Source organism: Nocardia sp. NBC_01329 (genome assembly GCF_035956715.1).
Taxonomy (GTDB): domain Bacteria; phylum Actinomycetota; class Actinomycetes; order Mycobacteriales; family Mycobacteriaceae; genus Nocardia.
In genome coordinates this window covers 2,486,004-2,505,900 of the sequence record NZ_CP108381.1, presented here as the reverse complement: position 1 = coordinate 2,505,900, position 19,897 = coordinate 2,486,004, and the positions used below count along the sequence as shown (strand labels likewise).

At 67.7% G+C, this 19,897-nt stretch carries 18 protein-coding genes; 13 read left to right on the top strand and 5 right to left on the bottom strand.

Annotation, left to right across the window (positions count from 1 at the left end; all coding sequences use genetic code 11):
• The first annotated feature begins 159 nt into the window (after positions 1–159).
• From OG405_RS11700 to OG405_RS11660, 9 genes are all read left to right on the top strand, one after another.
• A complete protein-coding gene (locus OG405_RS11700) occupies positions 160–474 on the top strand; it encodes a hypothetical protein (protein ID WP_327151653.1) in 315 nt (104 codons plus the stop codon).
• Positions 471–797, top strand: coding sequence for a YbaB/EbfC family nucleoid-associated protein (locus OG405_RS11695; protein ID WP_327151652.1), 327 nt, complete (start codon positions 471–473; stop codon positions 795–797). The genes OG405_RS11700 and OG405_RS11695 overlap by 4 nt, the downstream gene beginning before the upstream one ends.
• A 182-nt stretch (positions 798–979) precedes the next feature.
• Positions 980–1,237, top strand: a complete 258-nt coding sequence (locus OG405_RS11690) for a hypothetical protein (protein ID WP_442790748.1) — start codon at positions 980–982, stop codon at positions 1,235–1,237.
• Entirely contained in the window at positions 1,234–2,496 is a 1,263-nt protein-coding gene (locus OG405_RS11685) for a hypothetical protein (RefSeq protein WP_327151650.1), read from the top strand. Before OG405_RS11690 ends, OG405_RS11685 begins: the two co-directional genes overlap by 4 nt.
• A gap of 12 nt (positions 2,497–2,508) precedes the next feature.
• Positions 2,509–2,805: a PE family protein gene (locus tag OG405_RS11680; RefSeq protein WP_327151649.1), complete on the top strand. Its 297-nt coding sequence runs from the start codon at positions 2,509–2,511 to the stop codon at positions 2,803–2,805.
• Between the two features lie 16 nt (positions 2,806–2,821).
• Positions 2,822–3,778 carry a PPE domain-containing protein gene (locus OG405_RS11675; RefSeq protein ID WP_327151648.1) on the top strand — a complete coding sequence of 319 codons (957 nt, stop codon included), beginning with the start codon at positions 2,822–2,824 and terminating at the stop codon, positions 3,776–3,778.
• 25 nt (positions 3,779–3,803) lie between these two features.
• The gene (locus tag OG405_RS11670; protein WP_327151647.1) at positions 3,804–4,592 is read left to right on the top strand and encodes an ESX secretion-associated protein EspG; all 789 of its coding nucleotides are present in this window, start codon (positions 3,804–3,806) and stop codon (positions 4,590–4,592) included.
• A gap of 85 nt (positions 4,593–4,677) precedes the next feature.
• Positions 4,678–4,977, top strand: a complete 300-nt coding sequence (locus tag OG405_RS11665; RefSeq protein WP_327151646.1) for a WXG100 family type VII secretion target — start codon at positions 4,678–4,680, stop codon at positions 4,975–4,977.
• Between the two features lie 25 nt (positions 4,978–5,002).
• Positions 5,003–5,323, top strand: a complete 321-nt coding sequence (locus OG405_RS11660; protein WP_327151645.1) for a hypothetical protein — start codon at positions 5,003–5,005, stop codon at positions 5,321–5,323.
• A gap of 88 nt (positions 5,324–5,411) precedes the next feature.
• On the opposite strand, the gene OG405_RS11655 is transcribed toward OG405_RS11660, so the two are convergent.
• Positions 5,412–6,902: a flavin-containing monooxygenase gene (locus OG405_RS11655; RefSeq protein ID WP_327151644.1), complete on the bottom strand. Its 1,491-nt coding sequence runs from the start codon at positions 6,900–6,902 to the stop codon at positions 5,412–5,414.
• A gap of 40 nt (positions 6,903–6,942) precedes the next feature.
• Between OG405_RS11655 and OG405_RS11650 the strand changes: the two genes are divergently transcribed.
• On the top strand, positions 6,943–7,608 hold the full coding sequence (locus tag OG405_RS11650; protein WP_327151643.1) for a TetR/AcrR family transcriptional regulator: 666 nt from the start codon (positions 6,943–6,945) through the stop codon (positions 7,606–7,608).
• A gap of 73 nt (positions 7,609–7,681) precedes the next feature.
• Positions 7,682–8,935, top strand: a complete 1,254-nt coding sequence (locus tag OG405_RS11645) for an alpha/beta hydrolase (protein ID WP_327151642.1) — start codon at positions 7,682–7,684, stop codon at positions 8,933–8,935.
• Here OG405_RS11645 and OG405_RS11640 read toward each other — a convergent pair.
• The gene (locus OG405_RS11640; protein WP_327151641.1) at positions 8,898–9,470 is read right to left on the bottom strand and encodes a TetR/AcrR family transcriptional regulator; all 573 of its coding nucleotides are present in this window, start codon (positions 9,468–9,470) and stop codon (positions 8,898–8,900) included. The two genes, OG405_RS11645 and OG405_RS11640, sit on opposite strands and share 38 nt — an antisense overlap.
• A gap of 96 nt (positions 9,471–9,566) precedes the next feature.
• Between OG405_RS11640 and OG405_RS11635 the strand changes: the two genes are divergently transcribed.
• Positions 9,567–10,712 carry an FAD-dependent oxidoreductase gene (locus tag OG405_RS11635; RefSeq protein WP_327151640.1) on the top strand — a complete coding sequence of 382 codons (1,146 nt, stop codon included), beginning with the start codon at positions 9,567–9,569 and terminating at the stop codon, positions 10,710–10,712.
• A gap of 73 nt (positions 10,713–10,785) precedes the next feature.
• Here the strand turns inward: OG405_RS11635 and OG405_RS11630 are convergent, their stop codons facing one another.
• Entirely contained in the window at positions 10,786–12,222 is a 1,437-nt protein-coding gene (locus tag OG405_RS11630; protein WP_327151639.1) for an ATP-binding protein, read from the bottom strand.
• 11 nt (positions 12,223–12,233) lie between these two features.
• Positions 12,234–13,901, bottom strand: coding sequence for an FAD-dependent oxidoreductase (locus OG405_RS11625; RefSeq protein WP_327151638.1), 1,668 nt, complete (start codon positions 13,899–13,901; stop codon positions 12,234–12,236).
• A gap of 411 nt (positions 13,902–14,312) precedes the next feature.
• Here OG405_RS11625 and OG405_RS11620 point away from each other — a divergent pair, with 411 nt between their 5' ends.
• Entirely contained in the window at positions 14,313–15,128 is an 816-nt protein-coding gene (locus OG405_RS11620) for a PRC and DUF2382 domain-containing protein (RefSeq protein ID WP_327151637.1), read from the top strand.
• Positions 15,129–15,240: 112 nt separating this feature from the next.
• On the opposite strand, the gene OG405_RS11615 is transcribed toward OG405_RS11620, so the two are convergent.
• Positions 15,241–19,869 (bottom strand): cation-translocating P-type ATPase, encoded by a 4,629-nt coding sequence (locus OG405_RS11615; RefSeq protein ID WP_327151636.1) that lies wholly within the window; start codon positions 19,867–19,869, stop codon positions 15,241–15,243.
• Between the last annotated feature and the right edge of the window lie 28 nt (positions 19,870–19,897).

The following is a 19,897-nucleotide window of genomic DNA, read 5'->3' as shown; positions in this document are numbered from 1 at the left end:
GCTCCCGACGCTTCCTCACCCAACCGGAATATCCTGGCATGGACCGGAGCCGATCGCTCTGGTTCTCTTCCCGCCAGTGGCAGGGCTGACGGCGAGAAGTGAGAAGCGGTGCGATGGCCGCCGTAGAGTTCCGCGCAAACAACGAGTGGACGGGGTGCTATGACAACAGCTGCGTCGAGAAGCGGCTCGATCTCGGTGGAGACCACCGAGCAGGGGCTGCCGATCAGAATCGGGATCGAGCCGGACCAGTTGCGCCGGACACCGGCTGATCTGGCCGGGGAAATCCTGCGCCTGTGCAAACAGGCCGCCAACAGGGCGGGCCTGGCACGCCGAGCCGAACTGGAGGCGGCCGGATTGAGCAGTGAGATGCTCGCGCTGACCGGTCTGCCGAAGCCGGAGGACGTCGCGCGCGACGAGTACATCGAGGAATCCGAGCACGGTTACGAACCGCAGAGTTGGCTGAGGTCCATATGAGCGAGGCGATGGACGCGCTGGAGGCGCGGGTGTACCGGCAGCTGAACATGATGCGTGACCTGGGAGACCGGCTCACCGGGATACGGGTCCGGGAGACCTCGCCCGACGGTGCCGTCACCGCCGAGGTGGACGGCAACGGGGCACTGGTGGATCTGGTTCTCTCGACGGAGATCTCGAAATTGTCGCCCGCCGAGTTCGAGTCGGTGGTCGTCGCCACGGCCGGCCGGGCCGCGCATCTCGCGATCGTCCGGCGCGGCGAACTGGTGCAGGCATTCAACACCGAACTCGCGGAGTCGATGCCGGGCGGCGAGTCCGGCTACTGAGCGCCGAGATCCCGCAGGTCACAACAGTCTTCCCACCGGAGGTAAGTTCCCGACTGTCGACAGTCATCGTGTTGGGTAGTTTTGCTGAGCGAATGTTCACCTCCTGGCCGTTAGGGGTCCTGATGACTGATCTTGCAGCGGAATCCCATATCGTTCGTGGATACGGCGACGCGTCCGCATCCATGGCGGTGGAGACGGCGACGGTCGGGGCCACGAACCAGGCAGCGCTCATCGCGGCCGCGGTCCCGGTATTCGGCCTGATCGGTCAAGATTTCCTGGCGGCTTTCGCATACGCACAGGCCAACAACCTGATGTCGGTCAACGAACTGGCCGCCGTGCACGCCGCGACCGCGTTGACCTCATGGGAGGGCGCTACCGCCTACGAACTGACCGAAGAGGCCGCAGTCACCGAGTTCGGAGCCATCGGCAGACTGGCATGACCGGACCGATCGACCAAACAGTGCTGGATCTACTGCGCAAGAGCGCGGCCGGCCCCGCGTTGGACCGGCCGGTCGACGCTGTTCTCGCGGATATGGGGTTGGGTCCGCTGCCGCAACTGCCCGCGCAGATCTCCATGCCGGAACTCCCACCGCTTCCGGCGCTGGACCTTTCGCTGCTGACGAAGCCGATCACCGATCTGGCCAGTAGTTTCGGCACCGGGCAATTCGGCGCGGATGCGGGTCCTGATCCGTCGCAGGTGTTCTCGCAGATCTCGTCTGTCCTACAGACCTCGATGCAACTGGGCTTGTCCGCAGTGCAGGTCGCGATGACATTGTGGCAGGGGATGGCCGCGACAGAGGCATCGAACAAGGCGGCCGAAGCGCAGCGTGACGGCGCGGCGATCGCCGGCCAGAGCGCCGGCACCGCGGCCGGTACTGCGACGGCGACGACGTCGGTCTTCACCGGAGCCACCCTGATGGCGGCGATCGTGGCCAAATACATGGCTTCCGTCGCGGCTGCGACTCCGTTCCTGACGACGGGCGCCGGACAGGTTTTCCTGCTGGCGGCCACCACGGAAACCCTGGCCGAGGCGACCGCGGTGACCGTGAAGACCCGTACTGAACTGAGCGCGGAGAGCGCGAAGATGATGGCTACCGGTGAGAAGGTTCCGGTCACCAACGCGCCCAAGAACGTAGATCCGATGCAGGTCGTCTCGCAGTTGATGCAGATCCTGCCGACCCTGGCGGGCGCGGTCTCGTCCGGCGCTCAATCGGTCGCCCGGTTGCAGGAGACATTGCATCCGGCGAAGTCGATCGCGGAACACGACCGCGCCGACTCCGCGATCCGGTCCGGCGGCCACGGGTCCCCCGGAGGCGCCGTCGTGGGCGGGGGCGCGTTGGGCGTCGCGGGAACACCGGCACCACCGCTTACGCCCTATTCCGGAACGAAAGCCGCCGCCGGCAGCTTGGGCGGCAGCGCCGGGACTTCCGGAACTGCACCGTCCTCCGCGGCGAACGGCAGTACGACGCGCAATTCCGGGAGCGCGATGCCGATGGGCGGAGGCATGGCCGGCGCCGGACTGGCCCGCGGCGGTGAATCCTCGACGACCGACGGCGCGCGCGCCGATCTGATCAACGCGGACCACGGCAACGAGGTAGTAGGCGCTATCGAAGGAGTGTCGCTGCCGGTCATCGGCACGGCCGAGCGTGTGTCCGAACCGGTGAGCGGCGATTCACCGGACAAGGCACTGACCCTCTGACAGGAGATCGGCATGGAATTCGATCCGCCCGAGGTCCGGCGGGCCGGCACCGAGCTGGACGCCTTAGCGGCCCGGCTCGAGGACACACTGCGCGTGAACCTGCCCGCGCTGGCTGTCGAACCGGCCGGCGTAGACGAAGTATCGGTGCGCGCGGCGGACACCCTCCGGGGAGTCGCTTCCTCGTACGACGACGCCGCCACTCGCGGAGTCCACGAGATCCGGAAACTGGCCGCTGCCTTGCGTTGGCAGACCGATCAGCTGGTCCAGATGGACGAGGACAACGCCGGCGGCTTCGGGGTAGCGACCTAGCGGTGGAGCGAGAGAGATGATCGAACCACCGGTTCCCGGATTCACCGGCGTGATCTGGGAGGCACGCCCCGCGGAGAAGCTCGCGCACGATCTGGGCACCGGGCCCGGAGGTCGGCCCATGACCGAGGCCGGTGCGGCGTGGTCGGAACTGGCCGCGGCATTCGGCACGGCAGTTGTCGAGTACGACCGGATCATGGCCCGGATGCGAGATTCGTGGCGTTCCACCGAGAGTGGACCCGCGATCGACCGTTTCGCCACATTGCGGCACTGGCTGGTGGACGCCGCCGCGGCCGCGGGCCGTAACGCATCGCTGGCCGGAGGGCAGGCCGTCGCGTACGAAGTGGCCAGGCTGGCGATGCCGCATATGGCGGAGATCGCCGCACTGACAGCGGCGATACAGAGTCTCGAGCAGATAGGGGCGGCGCTGGGCGCACCGCTGGTCGCGGCGGTGGCCGAGGTCGACACCGAGCAGAATCTCGCCAAGGCGAACGCGGCCCGGGTCATGCAAGGTTATGAATCGGCGTCCGCGTCGCTGGCACTGCCGTGGGAACAGGTGCATCCGCCGGAAATCGTGTCCGACGCGGCATTGGAAGCCGAGCGGAGCGCGGCGCCGCCGGCTCCGGGAACGCCCAAGGGTATGCCGGTGATGACTTCCGGCGTAAGTTTCGGTGTCCCCCGAATGCCTCGGCCCCTCACTCGATATCAGCCCAGGGCTCTCGCCCCGGTATCGGCGGCTGCACCGGAGACAGCTCCGGTGCAGTCCTCACCCGCCGCACAGTCGGATTCGGGGCGGATGGCGCCGGGCGGTATGGCTCCGTCGGCGGGCGCCGCAGGTGGCGATCGCGCCGTGCGGGCCGGAATCGGGGACTCCGACGCCGCCGAGGTGATGGAGATCGACGCCGGGATCCAGGTGGCTCCAGCGGTGCTGGGCGCCGCCGAGCCACCCCAGTACGCCGTTCCGGGGTCGTCGTGACCCGGCCCTTTGTCGAGGGGGCGATATGACGACGTTGACCAATGACGGCCTGCTCGCCGTGAGCGGGTTGCTGGGGGTGCAGACCTTGCCGCTGGTTCTCGGGGCAGGGCCGCAACAGGATTCGGCGGCTGCCTGGGCAGCCGCGCAGAGCGAGGCGCTGGCCGGGCTGCGGACTTCGGGCCTGGTGGACAGCTACGACGAAGTCGATGCCGATCTCGCCGCGGCCCTGCACGTTCTGTCGCAACCGGACCGCGAACTCGTGGCACGGATCCACACCGAGGCGGGCGTCCGGCGTGCCTGCTTGGCGCGCCGTGGTGACGTGCATGCGCTGGCCACCAGAGTCGGTGATGTCTTCGACGTGCGAACAGTCTGGGCCGATGCGGACGGAACCGCTTTGACGAGTCCGCTGCTGGAGGTGCTCGGCACGTGCCCACCTGCGGCGACAACGAGTTTCAGCGCTCCTTCGGCGGCTCTGCGGGAGCGTCTCGACGGCGCCACCGACTCCAGCGGTTACACCCAGGCCTTGTACGAGCTGGGTGTCGAGGAGCGTACGGCGATCGAGTTCGGTCTCGCCTTGTCCACCTGCACCGCCTATTCCGAGATCGTCGCCTACGCCCACGGTGAGGGCACCACCCATCGGTCGGCGGGAGCGGTAGTGGTGTACGACACCGGGCGCGGTCGCCTGGTCGCCAGCCCCGGAACCGCACCGGATCAACAGATCTGGTCGACCTTCACTCCCGGTTCCGATCATCGGATCGCCCAAGCGGTGTCCGCCCTCGTCCACTCGCTGCCGGTAGGAGGGTGGATGTCCTAGGTAAGGCACCGTCGCGGCCCCGTGCGCCGGCGAGCTGTGTTCCACGACGACATCGGTCGTCACAGATTCCAGAAAGGTTCGAGAGATGCAGGATATCAATTTCGAGGAGTTCGGCGCGCAGGGCGTCGCCGATGATATGGGCGATGCGGTAAGCGCATTGCGTACCACGATCAACCGGGTGATCGAGACGGTGGCTGCCGCCAAGGGCGGCTGGCAGGGTGACGCCTCGGATGCGTGTGGTAAGGCCGCTGCTGCGTTCGAGGACGAAGCGGATCGGGTGAAGGCCATTTTGCAGGAGATCACGGACATGGTCGGTGACGGCAACAAGGGCTACAAGGCGATGGAAGCCGATAACCAAGACTTTTTCACCACGCTGAACGCCTGACAGAACGCAACGAAAGGATCTCGAAATGCCGAAGTACAATGCCAAAGTTTTGGAAGAGCTGATCTCGGATCTGTCCGGTCTCCGGGCGGATCTGCGGACGCAGGCGGGGAATCTGCAGACCGCGGCAGCGAATCTGTCGGCCGCATGGGAGGGGAACGATGGGTTCGAAGGTTTCCGGGGTGCGAAGTCGCGTTTCGACGTGGAGTTCGGTACCGAGGACACCGGCGATATGACGGTCGATGACACCACTATCGGCACGTTGAACGGGCTCGGTCGGGCAGTCGAGGCGGCATGGCAGAACGCCAAGGGCACCGATTCGAAGATCGGTGCCTCCTTCGGCGGCTGAACCGGTTGTCGGACGCCCCCGGCCCGTACTGGCTGTCACGTACGGGCCGGGGTAATCGGGTATCGCTGTGGCGGTCGGTCTCTCCGGCTCAACCGGCCCGGCCGTACGAGTAGTCCTCCAAGGGGAAGCGCAGCGCCTCCCGGTGGGCGTTGACCGTGCTGGTGGGGCGCAGCAGCGCGGCCTCGCCGTGCTGGTTGAAGTAGTAGCTGCGGGCCGTCGCGCAGTCGCCGCCGTAGAACACCGAGGAGCCGAGTTTGCCGGTCACCCGGTCCAGGAATTCGGCGTTCGCCTGTTCGCTCACCTCGAAGGTGGTTTCACCGCGCCGGGCCAGTTCGCCGAACAACCGACCCATATGCTTCATCTGCGCTTCGATGGTGGTGAAGTAGGACAGGCCGCTGTAGGAGTAGGGGCTGTTCAGGCTGAGGAAATTGGGGAATTTCGGCACGGTGATGCCCTCGTAGGCCTGGAACCGGTTGTCCCGCCAGAATTTCCCGAGATCCACACCGTCGCGGCCGATGATCTCGATGGCAGGGAAGTTCACATCCCACAGGTTGAAGCCGGTGGCCAGGATGAGCGTATCGATCTCGGCCTTCGTTCCCGCCGCGGTGACGATTCCGTCCGGTTCGATGCGTTCGATCCCGCTGGTCTCGAGCTGAACATGCGGCTGGTTGAAAGTCGCGAAATAGCGGTTGGAGAAGGTGGGACGTTTGCAGCCGAAATCGTAATCGGGGGTGAGCTGTTCGCGGGTGTGTTCATCGCGGACCTGAGTGCGCAGATGCGCCTTGGCCAGCAGGGCGGCCGCCTTGTTCAGCGGTTTGGCCTGTTTGTAGTGCAGGACGCCGATCACCATGAGTGCTTCCAAGGCGGTGGTGTTGGCCAGTCGGGCGGCCTTCTGGGCGGCCGGAACCCGGGCGAACAGCCGCTGGACAGCGGGTGGGATGGGCATATCGACCTTGGGGACCACCCAGATCGGAGTGCGCTGGAATACGGTGAGCTCCCGGGCCCGCGCGGCGACCTCCGGTACCAGTTGGACGCTGGTGGCGCCGGTACCGATGATCGCGACGCGGCGGTCGGTGAGGTCGTAGGTATCATCCCAGGCCGTGGTGTGGATGATCTTGCCGGCGAAGGTGTCGATACCGGGGAACGGCGGAGTGTAGGGCTGGGAGAGGAATCCGGTCGCGGTGAGCAGGTATCGTGCGGATACCGTCTCACCACCGGCGATCGTGACCACCCAGTACTCGTGTTCGGCGTCCCAGCGTGCGCTGTCGACGGAGGTGTTGAAGCGCATCCGCTCGCGCAGACCGTACTTGTCGGCGACGTGCTCGGCGTACTTCTTGAGTTCCGCGCCCGGGGCGAACAGGCGCGACCAGTTCGGGTTGGGTTCGAAGGAATAGGAGTAGGTCACCGAGGCGATATCGACGGCCAGACCGGGATAGCGGTTGACATGCCAGGTGCCGCCGAGGTCGGATTCGCGTTCGAGGATCACGTAATTGTGCAGGCCGAGGCGGTCGAGCTGGATGCCCGCGCCCATACCACCGAATCCCGCACCGACCACGACCGCGTCGTATCGAGGTGCCACGCCGAACCTCCCACTGCTCTGCTGAACCACTCATCACAGAATGACACATCATTCCGCTTGTGATGACAGTATCATCGGTGGCGTGACGAAGCCATCGACGCGGGCCGAACGCCGGAAGGCGGAGCTACGCCAGGAGATTATCGATACCGCTTTCGTCTGTTTCGCGGAGACGGGTTACCACGCGACCGGGATCGCCGATATCGCGACCGAGCTCGGGATCGGGCACGGCACCTTCTACCGCTATTTCAGCAACAAACGCGACATCATCGACCACGTGATCGACGATCTGGCCGCCCGGATCATCGACGCCCTGGGAACGGACAACGCTCCCGACGCGGCGACCACGCTGGACCAGTACCGGGCGCAGATCGACCGCATCGGTGTCGCGCTCACCCGGATCCTCGTCGAGGACCGGCGCGTGGCGCAACTGCTGCTGTTCCACGCGACCGGTATCGACGACGAACTCACCCAGCGGCTCTACGGCCTGCTGGACACCGCGGACACCTTGACCGCTGGATATCTGGAACACGGTGTCGAATTGGGTTATCTGCGCGCCGACCTCGACACGCGCAACACCGCCCGCGCGGTGACCGGAATGCTGCTCGCCGGGGTGGTCCACGGGTTGCGCGATCCGGATGAGGAAGCCATCGCGGCGTTGAATCGAGCGATCCGGCGACTGCTGGTGGACGGGGTCCGCAAGGACTGATCGCCGGGCGGTGCGGTAATTCTCACCGCCGCGTACGCCGGGGCGCGGCGTCGCGTGCATTTACAGTGGAGGCATGTCGCCGGTTGACGAATGGCATCCGTCCACCGTCGCTGACTGGAGTGACGAATGTCGCCGGGCCAGGTTGCGCGAAACGCGCCCCGGCCACGGATGGAAGACGTTGCGCCGCACCAGACTGGCGTTGATTCGGGTAGCCGCACTGCTGATGATCATCCTGGTCGCGTTCGCGCAGTACTGGGACCACGATGTCGAGCCGGAGCGCGATCGCCTCGCGCTGACCGAGCCGGCGCTACTACCGATCGCCGAACCGGCCCACCCGGATAAACGGGACAGCGCTGTGGTCGATCTGGTGGGTCTGGGCAATCTCAACGCCAGTGATACGGCCGCGTCGCTACCCGCGCTGCGGGAGATGGGCGCGGTCTGGGCGGTCCGGTACGACAATCGCGGTATCGATACCGAGGTCATCGCGGACCTGATCGTTCGTGCCGCGATGATGTCCGGCGTGCGCAATATCGTGCTGACCGGGCACAGTATGGGCGGTGTTATCGCCCTCGAGGTCGCCCAGCACATCCATATCGGCAGTGACCGCAGATTGGTGGGTGTCCTACTGGACTGCACGCCGCTGGACCTCGATTCGGTACGCCCCGAGAGTCGTGGTCTGGGTGAGGATATGGTGCGCTGGATGGGCTGGCTGCCCGGCGCTCGGGAGAGCCGTGGATTGCGCACCGCGGTCGAGACCTATGCGCGTCGCGACAGTTTTGTCGATCGCAGCGGCGTACCGGGTATCCGGTTCGGCGATTTGCGGACCGCCGTGGGACAGGTGCTGCGCGACAAGATCTTCAACGCCGATGCTGCCGGCAACGGTCTGATCGAGGCGCAGTTCCTGGCGATCGTCGCCGGGGGTGCCACCGACAATCTGCGCGCGGTCTCGAGGCCCGCGCACGGGAAACCGCGGCCGGCGATCGTCTTCATCCGGCCGCACAACGCGAGCCGGGACCGGGTCGTGGATGTCGCGCACACCCAGCGGGAGTTGATCGACAAAGTCGGTGGCATCGACGGCAACCTGCTCGTGGTGAAGCCCAGGGGTACCGGTCACGCGAATCCGCGGCAACGGCCGTCGGAGTACAACAAGGTGATCGCTCAGCAGGTGCTGCCGTTCGTGGAGCGATACCGGGCTCGGATCAGCAGCATCGCCGCGGCCGTGCCGGTCCGGTACGGCACGGGTGACGGGCGGTCCGCGCCGCCCCCGCCCTCCGATCGCCCGCCGGAGGTCACCCCGCCGCCGCGACCTCCGGTACCGGGCCGGTGAGATAGCGCTGGATCGTCGGACCCAGCCAGGCGATCACCTCCTGGCCGGTCATCGCCGCCAGCGGGGGAAAGGCCAGGATGAAGCGGCACAGCGCCATGCCCAGGATCTGGGATGCCGCCAAACCGGCGCGTAGCGGCCCTTCGTGGGGGTCGTCGCCGGTTTTCGCGACCACTGGTGCGAGCTGGGCGGCGAAGATCGAGCGCATCTTGTCGGCCACCGCCGCGTTGGTCACGCCGGCGCGCAGGAGGATCAACAGTGATTCGTCGCGTTCCCAGCGGTCGAGGAAATGCGCCACCAGGGCGGGGCCGATCCGATCGCGGGGTACCGCGGTGAGATCCGGCAGTCGCAGATCGAATTCGGTCGCCGCCGCGAACAGGCGTTCCTTGTTGCCGTAGTACCGCATCACCATGGCCGGGTCGATAGCGGCGTCCGCGGCGATCGACCGGATCGTCGCCCGGTCGTACCCGTCGGCCGCGAAGCGCTCACGCGCCGCCGCGAGGATGACAGCTTTCGTTTCTGCCGAGGACCTTCTCATGTCAACGATTGTAGGCCAACATCTGTTGACAATCGCTGACGGCCTGACATAACCTCGATGCCAACAAGTGTTGACCTCCTGAGAGCAGGTAGAACGATGACTACCGAAATCGCAGATGTCCTGATCGTCGGTGCGGGCCCGGTCGGTCTCACCGCCGCCGTAGCGCTGACCCAGCTCGGCCACGACGTCGTGATCGTCGACGGCCGGGCCGAGGGGGCGAACACCTCCCGTGCCGCAGTCGTACACCCGCACACCCTCGAGTTGCTCGAGCCCTACGGCGTGACCACACCGCTCGTCGGCCGCGGTCTGCACACCCCCGACTTCACGATCCGCGACCGGGATCAGGTCCTGATCGCGGTCCCGTTCGACAAGCTGCCCACCGCTTACCCGTACGCGCTGATGATCTCGCAGGCAGATACCGAGAAATTCATTCTGGAACGGCTGACCGAACTGGGCGTACCGGTGCGTCGGCCCGCCGAGGTGATCACGGTCGTCCAGGACGCCGAGATCGTCACCGCGACTCTCGCCGACGGTGAGCAGATCCGTGCTCGCTACCTGATCGGGGCCGACGGCCTGCACAGCACGGTGCGTGAACAGGCCGGAATCGGCTTCAGCGGCGGCAGTTACGCCGAATCGTTCAGCCTGGCCGACGTTCGCGTTTCCGGTGGGGTTCCGAAAGACGAGGTCATCCTGTACTTCTCGCCGGCCGGCCTGGTCGTCGTCGCACCGCTGCCCGACGGGGTGTACCGGATCGTGGCCACCGTGGACGAGGCGCCACACGAACCCGATATCGCGTTCCTCCAGCGGCTGCTCGACGAACGTGGACCGAAAGCACAGCCGGCCGTGGTAGAGGAAGTTGTGTGGGGTTCGCGGTTCCGCGTGCACCACCGGGTCGCCGACAGCTTCCGGGACCGCCGGATACTGCTGGCGGGAGATGCCGCCCACGTACACTCGCCGGCCGGTGGCCAGGGGATGAACCTCGGCATCGAGGACGCGGTCACCGCCGCGACGACGCTGTCGCGGGTACTGCGGGGTGAACCACAGACACTGCTCGACGAGCATGCGGCGGCCCGGCGTCGCACCACCGAATCCGTGCTCTCGATCGCCGGCCGGCTCACCTCGCTGGCGACCATGCCGGCCACGGTACGTCCGCTGCGCAATATCGCTATGCGCCTGGCGGGTAGGACGGCGCTGGTACGCGACAAACTCGCGTGGCGGCTTTCCGGCCTCGACCGGCGCTGATCCGAGTATCGGCGATCGTTCCGTACGCTCATGCTGGCGATTTTCGCCGCGAACCGGATCGCCGCGCAGCCGATCATCTACCGGGCTCGTCCTCGGGGCGGGTGAGCGGGAGCCACACCGTGAAACGGGTATCGCCCGGCCGGGAGTCGACCCGGATATCCCCGCCGTGCTTGTCGACGACGATGCGGAACGAGATGTCCAGACCCAGACCGGTGCCCTCACCGACGGGTTTGGTGGTGAAGAACGGCTCGAAGACACGGCTCCGCACCTCGGCCGGGATCCCGGGACCGGTATCGCCGATCACCACCACCGCGCAGTCGTTCTCCAGCCGGGTGCTCAAGGTCAGGGTCCCGCTGCCGGCCATCGCGTACACCGCGTTGTCGATCAGATTCGTCCACACCTGATTGAGTTCGGCGGCGTAGCAGGGGACCTGGGGCAGCGTGCGGTCGTAGTCCTTCACCACCTCGATCGAGTCACCGATCTTGCGGCTGAGCATCACCAGCGTGCTGTCGATCAGTTCGTGCAGGTCCACCACCTGGAACGGAGCCCGGTCCATTTGGGAGTACTGTTTGGCCGCATCCACCAGCGTCGAGATACGGGTGGTGGAATCGGCGATCTCGTTCATCAGCAGTTCGGTTTCGATGGTGTAGTTCAACCACCGGAACGCCCCCTCGAGAACCTGTGGCGGACAGCCCTCGAGCGTGGCCGCCACGCGTTCGAGCCACGCGGTGTCGAAACCGGCCTGTACGTAGTTCGGCGCGAGTTCCCATCCGTCGCGAACAGCGTGGTCCTCGAGCCATTCCCCGAGCAGATCCTCCCGGTCGGCGGCCTCGAGCGGCGACAGTTCCGGCGCCTTGGCGACCTGGGCGGCCGCCTCCTCCTGCAACCGCACCAGCGTCTCCAGGACCGCGGTGTCGAATTTGCCCTGTGCCATCATGGCCAGCTTGTGCCGCATCCCGGCGATCCGGTCGCGCAGACCCGAGGTGGCCCGGACCGCGGCCGCGGCCGGGTTGTTCAGTTCGTGGGTCAGGCCTGCCGACAGCGACCCGAGCGCGAGCAGCCGTTCCCGCTGGGCAATGCGGGCGTTGGTGTTCCGATTGCCGAAGAACGCGCCCTCGAGCAGATGCACGGCCATCGGAAACCAGCTGTGCATCATCCGGGAGAAGATCTGCGCGTCCACGACGAAGAACCGGGACGGCTGCGTCACGTACAGCGAGGAGCTGTAGTGGGTTTCGGCCCGCTCGCCCAGGTACGCCGTCCACGCACCGGCGTAGGAACCGCGATGGCCGGTATGCACCATCTCGATCTCCCGGCCGCCGGACAGTTTGGTGAGCCGCACCTCGCCGTCGATCAGGACGTAGAAGCAGGTCGCCGGATCGCCCTCGTGGTAAACCGGACCCGGTTCGATGGTTTCGACGCGGCCGTCGGCGCACAGCCAGTCCAGCTGCTCGTCGTCGAGCTTCTCGAACAGGAACAGCGAGCGCAGTTCGCCGGGATCACAGATGCTCATCGTCGGCCTCTCTATGCCAGGTAGCGGTGCACGAGCATGACGGCCATGGCGCCCTCCCCGACGGCCGAGGCCACCCGCTTGGCGGATTCGGCGTGGATGTCACCGGCCACGAAAACCCCCGGCACGCTGGTTTCCAGATGATGCGGTGGCCGTGACAGTTCCCAGCCGGCCGGCCGGTTGCCGTCGATCAGCAGATCCGGCCCCGCCAGGACGTATCCCGCGGTGTCACGGTTCACCACACCGTCGAGCCAGTCGGTCTGCGGGGCGGCGCCGATGAAGAGGAACAGCCGCTCGGTGTGCGCCTTCTCCTCGGCACCGGTCCGGTTGTCGCGCAGGACCAGCGTGTGCAGATGATCCTCGCCGTCCACCGCGACGACCTCGGTCTCGGTATGCACCCGGATATTGGAGACCTGGGCGATCTGCTGGATCAGATAGTGCGACATCGACTTCTCCAGGGCGTCGCCGCGTACCACCAGATGAACCGTGCGCGCGTTACGGGACAGGAACATCGCCGCCTGGCCGGCCGAGTTCGCGCCGCCGACGATGTAGACATCGTGACCGGCGCATTCGGCTGCCTCGGTCATGGCCGAGCCGTAGTAGACCCCGCGCCCGGTGTACTCGTCGACGCCGGTGGCGGGATGGCGCCGATAGTCCACGCCTGTCGCGATGATGACCGTATGGGCGGACAACGCACCGCCGTCGGCGAACCGTACGGTGCGGGCCGAACCGTTCATCTCCAGTCCCACGACCTCCCGGGTGGTGATGACCTCCGCCCCGAATTTGGCGGCCTGACGACGCGCCCGGTCGGCGAGCTGGGCACCGGAGAGGCCGTCCGGGAATCCCAGATAGTTCTCGATCCGCGAGCTCTGGCCGGCCTGCCCACCGGTGGCCGTGCGCTCGACCAGTACGGTCCGCAAACCCTCGGAAGCCCCGTAGACTGCGGCGCCCAGCCCGGCCGGGCCGCCCCCGACCACGATGAGATCGTAGAAATCGCCGGACGGTTCGGTGCTCAGACCTACGCTTTCGGCCAGCTCGCTGTCGCTCGGCTGTACGAGTGCCTGCCCGCCCTCGGTGATCACCACCGGGCAGCGGCGCGGATCGGCACCGGCAGCCTCGAGTAGGCGGGCGCCCTCGGGTTCGTCGGCCAGGAACCAGCGATAGGGCAGTTGGTTACGGGCCAGGAACTCTCTGACCTGGGACGACCGGGGCGACCATCGGTTACCGATGACCTTGGTCCCGTGCACCGGCCGGTGCTCGCTGCCGCGCCAGGCGTCGAGCAGGCCGTCCAGCACCGGATAGAGCTTCTCCTCCGGTGGATCCCACGGTTTGAGCAGGTAGTGATCCAGATCGACGACATTGATCGCATCGATGGCGGCATCGGTATCCGCGTAGGCGGTGAGCAGTACGCGTCGGGCGTAGGGATCGAGATCCATCGCCTGCTCGAGAAACTCGATACCGTCCATTCCCGGCATCCGGAAATCCGCGATGAGCACCGCGACCGGCCGGCCGCGCAATTTCAGCTCGCGCAGCGCCTCGAGCGCCTGTGGGCCGGATTCTGCGCGCAGGATCCGGTAGTCGGCCCCGTAGCGGCGCCGCAGGTCGCGGACCACCGCCCGGGATACACCCGGATCGTCATCGACGCTGAGAATGGCCGGTTTGCCGGTAGCGGGGGAGCTCACCTGACGAGTATGCCGCGCCTGCGTGTCGCCGGCGCACGGGCGACACCGGAGTCGGTGCGAGTGTGCGAGGAGAGAACGAGGGCGTTGGTCCGGCTCCGGCGGCGGTAGCTGGGCAATTTCGCGATATTCCCCGGCGCGCCTGTTTGACCTATCCCTCCACGGGTATTTGCCCATATGTAGCTGTCGGGTTGTTCCGTGCGGATAGCCGGACCCGCTACCAGGTAGGTGCAGCGCGCCGCGCCCGACCGATCCGTAGAACCGGGAGCGACGAGCACGCCGAGCGGCAACGTTGTCGGTCGAGGTCTGCTCCGCACCCGGCCATGGGCCGGAAACCGGCCGGGCCGGCCTCGCTCGCGACCGCGCAACTCGGTTCGCCGGCCACGTATCGGACGAGAATCGAGGAAGAATGCCATGGCTCAACATGTGGAAGACCTGATCGGCGACGCAGTCTACGACCTGGGCGGCGCCAAGATCGGGAAGGTCAAACGGGTCTACGTCGACAACGCGTCCGGCGCACCGACGTGGGCATCGGTCAGCACGGGTCTGTTCAGCGAAGACTCTCTCGTGCCGCTCGCCGGCGCCCAGTTGCGGCAGGATCCCGCCGAACTGCAGGTGCGGGTACACAAGGAAGCGGTGAAAACGGCGCCACACCTGGCGCACGACGGCCTGATCACCCAGGATTCCGAGAACGACCTGTTCATCCACTACGGGGTCGATCCCAACCGGGCCGGTTGGGAGGACTACGGCCGGCACGCCGGAACCGCCACCGGCGAGGAAGCCCGCGCCGCGGGCACAGCGGGGGTCACCGGAACAGCGGCCCCCAAGCCCACCACCCCCGATATGCCGGCGAGTCGCCGGCCCGATTTCCTCGTGCGGTCGGAGGAGCGGCTCAACATCGGCACCCGGCAGGAGGTCTCCGGGCGCGCGCGGCTGCACAAGTACGTGGTCAGCGAAGAACAGACCGTCACCGTGCCGACCAGCCATGAGGAAGTACATATCGAGCGCGAGCCGATCACCGATATCTCGGCGCTGCCCGCCGACTTCGGCGAGCAGGAACAGGAGGTCACGTTGCACCAGGACCGGGTGATCGTCGACAAGGAGATGGTTCCGGTCGAACGGGTCCGGCTGGTGATCGATCAGGTGGAGGAGGAGCAGTCGATCACCGAAACGGTCCGCAAGGAGCGGATCGAGATCGAAGGGATGGACCGCGACGACAAGCTCCGCTGAGTAGCGGCGCATCCGCGCGTGAGGTCATCGCCGGTGGTCCGGGCTCGGCTCGGTCCACCGGCGATCGCCTATCGGAAACGACCGGCCCGGTTCGTACCGCTCTCCGGGAACCTCAGGCGTACTGCGGTATTTCCGGGCGATCGGGCGAAACGTCCGGTTCGGCCTGCGCGGTATCCGCCGCGGCTTGCTCGTCCTGCTCGACCCTGGGCAGCAGTCGTGGCAGCACCGTCGCACCCGCGGTCGCGGCCAGCGCCGAACAATTCGCGATCGTCCAGCCGACCGGACCCAACGGCGTGCAGCCGAAATACGTTCCCAGCCCGGGTGTCATGACCACGACGCCGAGTACCGCGCCACTGGCGGCGGTGGTGAGCCAGACCAGCGGGCTGCGGTATCCCGCGACCAGGGTCTGGCCGAGTTGGGTGCCGATCAACGCCACCAAACCGATGGTGTCGGCCCGGCGCCGGGTCCCGGTGTAGCGGCCGGCCATCCAGGCCACGGATGCCCCGGTGGCTGTGGCGACCCCGCGAATCCCGATAGTGCGCAACAGATCGGCGCCCAGGCGGGCCGGCGGGATATCGGCGAGCTGACGGGCACGCTGCTCGACCCACTGCTGATCATCGGCCGGATCGGGGCTCTCCTGATCACCGGCCAGTGCCAGCGCCAATGCGGGGAACATATCGGTCAGCAGGTTCACCAGCAAGAACTGGCGGGTTCCCAGTGGAGCGCGTCCGCCGACCGCCGTGCCGAAGAGAGTGAACGCCACCTCGCCCGCATTACCCCCCACCAGCACGGCCACCGCGTCGGCGACCCGCTGCCACATGCTGCGGCCCTCGACCAGCGCGTGCAGCAGTGCTCGCGGATCCGGTTCGGTGAGCACCAGATCGGCGGCGTTGCGTGCGGCGGCCGAGCCGTGTGCCGCGATCCCGATCCCGATATCCGCGGTGCGGATCGCGGCGGCGTCGTTGCTACCGTCGCCGGTCATCCCCACCACGTGCCCTGTTCGCCGAAGTGCGGCCACGATGCGCACCTTCTGCTCAGGGTCGACCCGGGCGAAAACATTACTGCGTTCGATGAGTTCGGTCTGTGCGGTGTCGTCGAGTTCGTCCAGATCGGCGCCGGTGGTGACGGCACCGACAGTGATGCCCAGCCGCCGGGCCACGGCGGCCGCCGTAACCGGATGGTCACCGGTGATCATCCGGACCCCGACTCCGTTGTCTTCCAGCGCACGGACCAGATAGGGCGTCTGCGGCCGGGGAGTATCGGCGATCCCCAGAAATCCGAGCAGGGTCAGCCCCGCCACGACATCTTCGACATCGTCGGGTGGACCGGACAGGTCGCGCCGGGCCACCACCAGCACGCGCAGACCCTGCTCCGCGAGTTCGTGGACCATGGCATCGGCCCGTTCGCGCTGCCGGTCGGTGAAGGACCGATCGGTCTTGCCGGACGACCCGCCGCGGATCCGCGTGCACCTGGGCAATACGACCTCGGGCGCGCCCTTGACCATCAGACGTAGCTTGTGCGCGGTGCGGCCGAACGTCGCCGCGTAACCCCGATTGGATTCGAACGGTATCTCGTCGATCGGGTCCCACCGATGCGCCTCGGCACCCAGGATCTCGGCGGCCGCGTCGAGAACGGCCCGGTCTGTGGCATGCAGGACCGGGCCGTTGCCCGGATCGGGGCAAGCGCGCGCCGCGGCCCGCAGAAGCTGCCGGGCGGTGTCGTCCGAGCTGCCGGGTTCCCACTGCTCGTCCAGATCGGCGAGCGCGGTCAACCGCAGTCGGCCCTCGGTGAGCGTGCCGGTCTTGTCGAAACACAGCGTGTCGACCCGGCCCAGGGCCTCGACCGCGCGATTGGCGCGGACCAGCACGCCGTAGCGGGACAGGCGGCGTGCCGCCGCGAGCTGCGCCACCGTGGCGACCAGCGGCAGGCCCTCGGGTACCGCGGCGACCGCGACACCCACCCCGTCGGCGATCGCGGCCCGCAATGTCCGGCCGCGCAGCCCACCGAGGGCGGTCACGATCGCACCACCGGTCAGGGTGAGCGGAAGGGCGCGATCGGTCAGTGCCCGCAACTGAGCCTGCACTCCGCCCTTCTCCGGCGGCACCGCGCCCGCTGTCGCCCGGCCGGCCTGAGTGTCGGCACCGACCGCGACGACCACGGCCACCGCCGACCCGCTCACCACCGTCGTGCCTTCGAACACCAGGCAGGCGCGATCGCCGAGGGCCGCGCCCGGAGTGGCCGCGACCTGTTTGGGTACCGTCACCGACTCACCGGTGAGCCCGGACTCGTCCATCTCCAGATCCTCGGCGCGCAACAGGCGGGCGTCCGCGGGCACCACCTCGCCGGCGCAGATGGTGAGAACATCCCCGACCTGCAGGCTGTCGGCGGGAAGCGTGGTGGCGGCAGGGTCCTCGGTATCGACGGCGGCGCGGTCGATCACGTGCCCGGACAGCCGTTCCCCCTCGAGGAGGTCGGACAGTTCGTTCTCGGCGGCCTGCCGCTGGCGAGCGGAGATCATCGCGTTGACGGTGAGCACAGACGACAGCAGAACCGCGTCGGAGGGCGAGCCGAGAATCGCTGTCGCCGCGGCTCCGACACCCAGGATCGGAGTCAGCGGATCAGCCAGCTCCCGGCGCATATGTCCCAGGAAATCGCTCAGCGACGACACTCGGACTGCCACCGCGCCGCGCGCGCCGGGTTCATCGGTCACCCGATCCGGCGGCGGTACCGGTTCGGGCAGCCGGGTCAGGACCTCGTCCGGCTCCAGCGCGTGCCAGGGCAGCAGGGGCGCGTGCCCGGTCGACCGTTGGGTCCGGACAGCGCGCGCACCCGCCACGGCACCGTTGAAAAGGCCGGCGAAGTTCGCGGCGATCATCGGCGCGGTCCGCGAACGCGCCGCTGGTGCGACCGCGAGCAGCAGTCCGGTGAGGCTGCACGCCGACAGAGCGAGGGTCCGGCCGCGTTCACTGACCTGCCGGGCGGGCCCCACCACGCCGAACGCGCGCTGCACCTGGCCGAGGTCCCGGCACAACAGATCGGCCGACCAGGGCACGTGGATCCCGCCGCCCTCGGAACCGATGATCCCCACGGCCACGTCGGCGCGGTCGAGCGCCTTGTGCGCGCGGGTGGCGAGGACCGCGACCACATGCCCCTGTTCCTGGAGCCGATGGACGTGCGCGCTGAGCGAGCCGCGCGCGGAGACGAATTCGTCGGCGAGACTGCGTAATTCGCTCGCATCTCGATGTCCGGCCAAGACTACCCGCAGCCCTGCTCGCCGTGCCGTGCCGAGCACATCGTGGGCACGGGGATCGAGTTCCCGGCCCACCAGCACACGGCCGAGGATCCGGTCACCGTCACGTAATTCGCGCCAGACCGGACGGGCGGTGGCGCCCCGGTCCGGTGCGCCCGAGTTCGGGTGCACGAGCCGCATCGAGCGGTCGTCCCCCGATACCGCCTCATCGGCGGAATCCCAGAGCAGTCGTTGTGCGGTACTCCAGATCCGAGCGGCCGGTGGTCCGTCTTCGGAGGCTTCCACCTCGAGCACCACACGTCCGGATGTGGCCAGGGCGTCGCCGTCGATCACCAGTGCGGTCAGCCGATCCAGCCGCCGCCATGCCGCGGGATGCAGGGTGAGTACGCCCGCGCCGGCCAACGCGGTCGATACGGTCGCGGAGAACACCTCCCGGCCGGCTCGCGCGGCCTTCGGGGCCCCGAGCATCAACGCGTCCGGAACGTCACCGGCACGGCCCAGCCCGGCCAGGGTCGCCGCACCCGCCAGCGACGCGGCCGCCATCTCGTCGGCGACCCGCTCAACCGGCCCGCGTGGCAGGTCGGCGGGCCGGGTATAGGACGGTAGCGGCCGGGCGACCCCGAAATGCTCGGCATCGACGATATCGGTCTCCCATTCACGCCATTGCGCGCGCCGGGCCAGGGCTTCGGTGAGTGCGAATCCGCGTTGGACGGCATCGGCCAGCAGATTCGTCACCCCGCCGGTCGCGCCTTCCCCCAAAGCCGCGCCCGCGGCATTGGCGATGGCCAGTACGAGGTCGGTGCGCGCGCCACCCAGCCGTTCCTCCAGATGTGTGCGCAGCCGGGGCTGGGCGTCGGTGAACGCCGCCACGGCCCGGACACTGTGCATCACCCCACGCAGCGGCGGTACCGTGCCCGCGGTGGAGACCACGATGGCGCAGAGATCGCCGGCCACTTCGATCGCCGCCGCCAGCACCGGTTCCCGGTCCGCCGGGAATTCGGTGGCGCGGCTCCACCCGGTATCGGCGACGTCGGATTCCTGTTCGACCTCCTCGACCGCCGCCAACAGTTTCTCCAGATCCGCACCGCTGGAGAGCGCGGTGACGACCCGGCCGGTGACCGCGTTGACCCGCCACCATTCCACGCCGCGTAGACGGCCGAGATGCTGGTCGAGTGAACGGGTCACTGCCGAACCCTGGCCGTTGTCCAGCCCGCGTACCTCGATGGTCGCTCGATCCTCGGTCACCGTGATCCGCCGCTGGGCGCGACGATCGCGCGGATCGATCAATGCGGTGAGATCGTCGCGCAGGCTGGTCGAGTGGTCCGAATTCAGGGTCGACAGACCCGCTGCGACGGTGGTGGCCACCTTCTCCGCGGCCCGCCATGGCGCCTCGACCACCTGGATTCCGGTGCCGACGACGCGGTCAGCGCCGGTGCGCACCAGCGCTGTCACGGCGGTGGCAGGGGCGGTCAGCGAACGGGGAGACAGCATGCTTCGCACAGAGGAGGCCATAGCGGGG